General features: G+C 55.9%; 5 protein-coding genes. 4 read left to right on the forward strand and 1 reads right to left on the reverse strand.

Annotation, left to right across the window (positions count from 1 at the left end):
• Window positions 1-254: 254 nt before the first annotated feature.
• A complete protein-coding gene (locus PN477_RS04485; RefSeq protein WP_272119047.1) occupies window positions 255-2,333 on the reverse strand; it encodes an IMS domain-containing protein in 2,079 nt (692 codons plus the stop codon).
• Window positions 2,334-2,765: 432 nt separating this feature from the next.
• Here PN477_RS04485 and PN477_RS04490 point away from each other — a divergent pair, with 432 nt between their 5' ends.
• From PN477_RS04490 to PN477_RS04505, 4 genes are all read left to right on the forward strand, one after another.
• A complete protein-coding gene (locus PN477_RS04490; protein WP_272119049.1) occupies window positions 2,766-3,038 on the forward strand; it encodes a hypothetical protein in 273 nt (90 codons plus the stop codon).
• A gap of 53 nt (window positions 3,039-3,091) precedes the next feature.
• Complete coding sequence (gene gshB / locus PN477_RS04495) at window positions 3,092-4,057, forward strand: glutathione synthase (RefSeq protein ID WP_272119050.1); 966 nt, start codon at window positions 3,092-3,094, stop codon at window positions 4,055-4,057.
• Between the two features lie 4 nt (window positions 4,058-4,061).
• Window positions 4,062-4,532 carry a DUF4870 domain-containing protein gene (locus PN477_RS04500; RefSeq protein ID WP_272119053.1) on the forward strand — a complete coding sequence of 157 codons (471 nt, stop codon included), beginning with the start codon at window positions 4,062-4,064 and terminating at the stop codon, window positions 4,530-4,532.
• A 221-nt stretch (window positions 4,533-4,753) separates the two neighbouring features.
• Window positions 4,754-5,602: a class I SAM-dependent methyltransferase gene (locus tag PN477_RS04505; protein ID WP_272119055.1), complete on the forward strand. Its 849-nt coding sequence runs from the start codon at window positions 4,754-4,756 to the stop codon at window positions 5,600-5,602.
• The last annotated feature ends 182 nt before the right edge of the window (window positions 5,603-5,784 follow it).

Genomic DNA, 5,784 nt, shown 5'->3' on the forward strand with positions numbered 1-5,784 from the left:
AAAGCCCCAGAGTGGAAACAACTTGGGGGTGTTGCTGGGCAAAAGTTCCCAGGACACGGTGAGAATGCCGCCTTGTGCAAGGGCTAACGCCTTGTAATAAGACACCTACACCTCGCGCCAGCAGGTGGGGGAGCATTCATAAGTCGTCCGGATGGGCTTGGGTTAGACGAGAACGAAGCAATGGTAGATGCACCCTGATTTTTCACCCCCTCCTTGGTCTCCCCTGAAGATTAAGGAGGGGGTTTTTTCTGGGTCTAGGGCAACACGTCCATCGATTGAATCAACCATTGACCGCTCTCACGGGTGACCGTATAGCGCACCCGGAGATTGTCGTCGTAGGATGCCGCCTCGTTGGAGACACCGTTTTGATATTCCGTCGCCACTTCTCGCACGGAGGCTTCAATCATGGCACGGTCGGGGTTGGTGTCGTCGGTGTTGACGGTTTCCACAGTGACGGTGTGTTCGTATTCCCGATAGACGTTGCGGGCTTCAAAGTCTTGGGCGAGACGTTGCCATTGGGTGAGGATGGGTTCCGCCAAAATCAGGGAAAGTTCGCTGGTGTCGTGGTCGGGACTGAAGGCGATCGCTTTCACATTCAGCCAGGTTTGGACAATGTCTTCGCCCGTGGCGAGGTCGAGGGGGGTCTCGGCGGCGGGAATGGCGGCGGGCGTAGCCTCAGCGGGGGGCGGGGCGACGGGTTCCGGGGGGGGCATGGGGGACACCTCCGGGGCCGGGGCTTCGATCACGTCCGCCGGACGGTTGAAGATCAGTTGCCACAGTTGATTCACCAAGAAACCGAGGAGGGCGATCGCGAGCACACCCCCCGCACCCACGGCAATCAGGCGGCCCGTGTTGAGGTTGCCGCGCCGGGGCGAGCGTGGCGATCGCCGCGCCACCGGCACATCAGCGGCAGACTTTGGTGCTGGGTCACGGGGAGAGGGGGGACGCGGGGGCGGGGGTGTCGGAACAGCGGGATTGGTGGCCGCTGCCGTGGCCGTGGCATAGGCGGCCGCAGCGGAACTGGCGAAATCGGCGGCGGTGGGGGCGGTTTCCGTGGCGGTCAATTGCGATTCCACCGCTGTCCATTGGTTTTCGGAATCGGCGGGGCTGGGTTCGCTGGGAATCTCTTCGAGGTAGGCCTGAACTTGGTCGTTGGCGAAGTAGTCCTTGAGGGCGACGGTGCGATCGCTCAAATCCTGGAAATGGGGAAACACCTCCGTTTGTAACCACCGCTCCCCATAAAGACACAACCCCGGCAACAGATCCGGCGCAACCTGGGACTGTTCCCGAATGAACGCCAAAGGTTCATGATCCTGGCTCAACTCCAGAGCGCGGTTTGCCGCTTCGGTTTGTCCCAACAGCAGCGCACAAACCGCCTGCTCTAAATACACATCCTGCCGCCGTCCCAACCGTGCCAGCCAATCCTGAGCCTGGGTAATGTATTGGGGCTGACCGTAGGCAAACCCCCGCGCCAACAGCGCATAGACGGCCAGATACATCGCCACCGCCGACGGGCGACGGGCTTCCGCTTCAAAGAGGTCTTGCTGTTCAGCGGTGGTGAGATAGTTGCGAATCTGCTGAATAAACCGGAGAAAATCATCCAAGCTTAAGCCCGATTGATCATCACCGCTGCCATCAATACCGCCGCGATCGTCGAGCATTTCACCGAGGATCTGGAGGCCCCGTTGTCGGGCATCGCGATCGCTGGAATCTTGGGTGAGGAGTTCGAGGATGCGGTAGGGGCGAAGTTTATAAAGGTCGGCTTGGATTTCGCCGCGAATATTGGGAAAGAGGCCTTCCCGGAGGAGGATGTCTTGACCGTAGTGGGTGGTTTGGGCGGCTTGGTCGGAGTGACCCTGCTGCCATTGTTCGCGACCGAGTTCCAGACAGGCGAGGGCAATGGTGAGGACAATATCCGCCCGACTGAGGCGATTGTTGACGAGTTTGGCTTGGTCGGGGGGAAGTTGGGCGTGGGGGTCGATCAGGGGTTCCGCCAGTTGCAAGACGAGTTCATATTCGCCCAGTTCATGGAGGAGGAGCAACGCCCCGATCAGTTGTTCGGCATCGAGGTCGAGGCTGGGGGGGCTGGCGCTTTGGTTGCCTTCGGGGTAGGGGGTGTTGAGAAACCGCGCATCGTATTGCGATCGCTCCTCATCATTGGCGAGCACCGCATAGGCTTCGTCTAAGAGTTGTTTGCGGGTATTAATCGCCAGATCACTATACTCACGGCGCGGTAGCTGTAGGGCGCGATCGTGGTAAGCCTGACTAAGTTGCTGCCCATCGGCTTGGATGGGTATCCCCAAGATTCGATAATAATCGAGCGGAATTCGCACAGTCAGCTCTCCTTGGGACGAAGTGATGAACGGAATCGTCAAACTCGCTCGCCGCTAACCGCACTGGATTAACTCAATTTGGTGTTTCAGACCCTTTCTCCAAACTCTAGGGTAGAAATGGCGATCGCGAGTTTTAACCTAGTCATCTTAACATCCAACTCTGCGTTGCGATGGGCTGAAATCCTTGGGTTTGAGCAATCCTCAAACGTGGCGATTTCGTGAAAAATGTTAACAGTGAACATTTTAACAACACAACTTGTTATATTGGAATCAGGGGAAATTCATCGACGCACGCTCTCAATTTCCCACCTTGGCAATCCAATCCACCCCAGCGATCGCGCATCAGGCTGCGATCGGGGCTTAACTCTCGATCCTCGGCGAGTTAGGCGGTGGCGTTGGTGTCGCTCACAGCAACTCGGAGGTCTCTTGATCATGAAATACTCAACCGTACACCCTTCAGCCCATCACTTCCATCTCGACGATCTACGCCATGAACTGGCCACCTTCGTCAAAGCCAGTGCCACCACCCTGGCCAACACTGTCACCACCTTCTTAGTCCAGCCCAGCGAACCCCACATTCAACAGCGGCGATCGCCCCAGGGCCACAACGATTGGCAAGTCTTTGACCCCCGCAGCCACGAAACCTACTATTTCGACAATGAACACGAGGTGCGGGCATGGCTTGAACGCCGTTACAACCATTGATTCGAGTCTGTGGCACAATAACCACAGTCCCTCAATGATTTGGTAGCGTCTGCGTGAATATCGCCTTTATTATTGACCCGATCGCAACACTCGATCCCACCCACGACAGCAGCGTGGCAATGATGGAGGCGGCGCAGCATCGCGGCCACACCGTTTGGATCACCACCATGGGCAGCCTCACGATCAAAACCGGGGAACCCTGGGCCCAACTCACCCCAGTGACGTTTGATCCGGTGCAGTTAGTGGATGGCCATTGGCATGCCCCTGATCCTTGGTATCGCTTGGGTCAAACGGTGTTTCAATCTCTCACCACCATGGATGTGGTGATGATGCGCCAAGATCCGCCCGTCACCATCCCTTATCTCTATGTCACGCAGATCTTAGACCTCCTCGATCCATCCCAAACCCTTGTCGTTAACCGGCCTCGCGGCGTTCAGGCAGCCAACGAAAAACTCTACGCCCTGAATTTTCCCGACGCGATCCCCACCACCATCGTCACCGCGAGCAAAGCGGTGATTTTGGACTTTTTGGCCGAGCAGGGATCGGTGGTGTTAAAACCATTGGCAGGGAAAGGGGGCGAGGGGATTCTCTTTTTGCAAGAGGGCGATCGCAACACCAACTCCCTGATCGAAATCAGCACCCAATGGGGCACGATGCCGATCATGCTCCAGCAATATCTCCCCGCCGCCAGCGCCGGAGATAAACGCATTATCCTCCTCGATGGAGAAGCGATCGGAGCCGTCAACCGCATCCCCACCGGCAGCGACTTTCGCGGCAACATGGCCGTCGGCGGTCGCGTCGCCGCCGTGGACATCACCCCCCGCGAGCAAGACATTTGCGCCATGGTCGCCCCCCGCCTCAAAGCCGACGGCCTCTACTTTGTCGGCCTTGATGTCATCGGCGGCTACCTCACCGAAGTCAACGTCACCAGCCCCACCGGTATCCGAGAAATTGACCGCCTCAACGGCGTTTCCCTAGGGGATCAAGTGATTGCCGGGTTAGAACAAAAACGGAGCTAGACCCATGACCATTTCGCCAGAAAACGAGCGCGGCTGGGCGATGTTTTGCCATCTCTCCTCCTTACTCTGGATTCCCCTCGCCGCGATCGGTCTTCCCATTCCCTTTGCCAGCCTCGTCATCCCCCTGATCGTCTGGTCAGCCCGTCGCCGCGAATCCAACTTCATCGACTACCACGGTCGCGAATCCCTCAACTTCCAAATTTCCATGCTGATCTATGGCTTTGTGTTGGTGCTGATTGGCTTAGGAATTGGAGTTTTCCTAATCGTGGTGGTCGGATTTGAACAATTTGATTCCAACAATCCCATCGCAGCCATGAACGTATTAGCAGGAGCCTTTGCCTATGTCGCCTTTCTCATCGTTTGGGCCATCATTCAAACCATCATCGTTGTCATCGTCGGAGTACAAGCAGTCCAGGGTAAAAAGTCTCGCTATCCCCTCACCATTCGATTCATCCCAACCAGCAAATCTTTGTAGTGGAGCGTCTAGTACAGCGTTAATGTTAAGAATGAGGATGTTTGTAGTTTGTAGGGTGCTGTTAGCGAAGCGTAACGCACCGTCCCATTGAACTTTGGACATTCAATCCGATCCGAATATTAAGTCTTGACTCTGCACGAGGAACGTCTTTGACTTATCCTTACTGCCTTTATCCATCCGTTTTCCAACCACCCAACCCCATACCACTCCCCCCTAACCCCATGACCTCCTCCCCCGTTAACCTCCCCTATTTTGACCGTATTCTCCAACTCCTCGCCGCCGGTGATCCCGCCACAATCACCGCCTTTGGTAAACATGTTCATTGGGGCTATTGGGAAGACCCCAGCCAAGCCAAACACACCCCCGAAGACTTTCGCCAAGCCGCCGAACAACTCACCCACGAAGTCTACAGTGCCGCCCTCGTCGGTGATGGCCAAACCGTTCTCGACGTGGGCTGTGGCTTTGGCGGTACGATCGCCAGTCTCAATGAACAATTCACCGGGATGAACCTGACCGGACTCAACATCGACCCCCGCCAACTCGACCAAGCCCGGCAAAACGTCACCGCCCGCCCCGCCAATCAAATCACCTGGGTAGAGGGCAACGCCTGCGAATTACCGTTTCCCGATGCGTCTTTTGATCGGGTGTTGGCGGTGGAATGTATTTTCCACTTTCCCGATCGCCGCCAATTTTTCCAAGAGGTGAAACGAGTCTTAAAACCCGGCGGTTATCTGGCCCTCTCGGATTTTGTGCCCCAAGCCTGGTTTTTGCCAGTCATCGAACTCAACGCCACCCTGAGCCGCGATCCGGGCTTTTATGGTCATTCTAATGTGCAATACAGCATCGAAACCTATCGCCAATTAGCCGCCGATCTTGGGTTTCAATCCCACATCGAACGGGATATTACGGCGAATACTCTCCCCACCTACGATTTCCTGATCAAGTCTGGGGTCAAAAAAGAGATCGATTGGTCACAATGGTCAGCCGCCACCCAAACCCTACTCATTGCCCTAGTCAGCCGTTTACATTTAGTGACCTATCAAATCCTGTCCTACCAAAAACCAGAATGATGTGATCGGTTTGAGGCTGGCATAATCGTTTTTAGCTGTGCCTTGACATACTCCCCCACTAAACCCTACGGGCTATAGTGGGGGATTCTGAACAGCCAGTTACCTGACCATTTATCCACTCAAACAACGAGAGTTGCAGAGGGTTGCTAGGCTCAACGACTAGCGCCATTGATTTATCCTGA

The sequence above is a fragment of the Spirulina subsalsa CS-330 genome, assembly GCF_028330765.1.
GTDB classification, from domain to species: domain Bacteria; phylum Cyanobacteriota; class Cyanobacteriia; order Cyanobacteriales; family Spirulinaceae; genus Spirulina; species Spirulina subsalsa_A.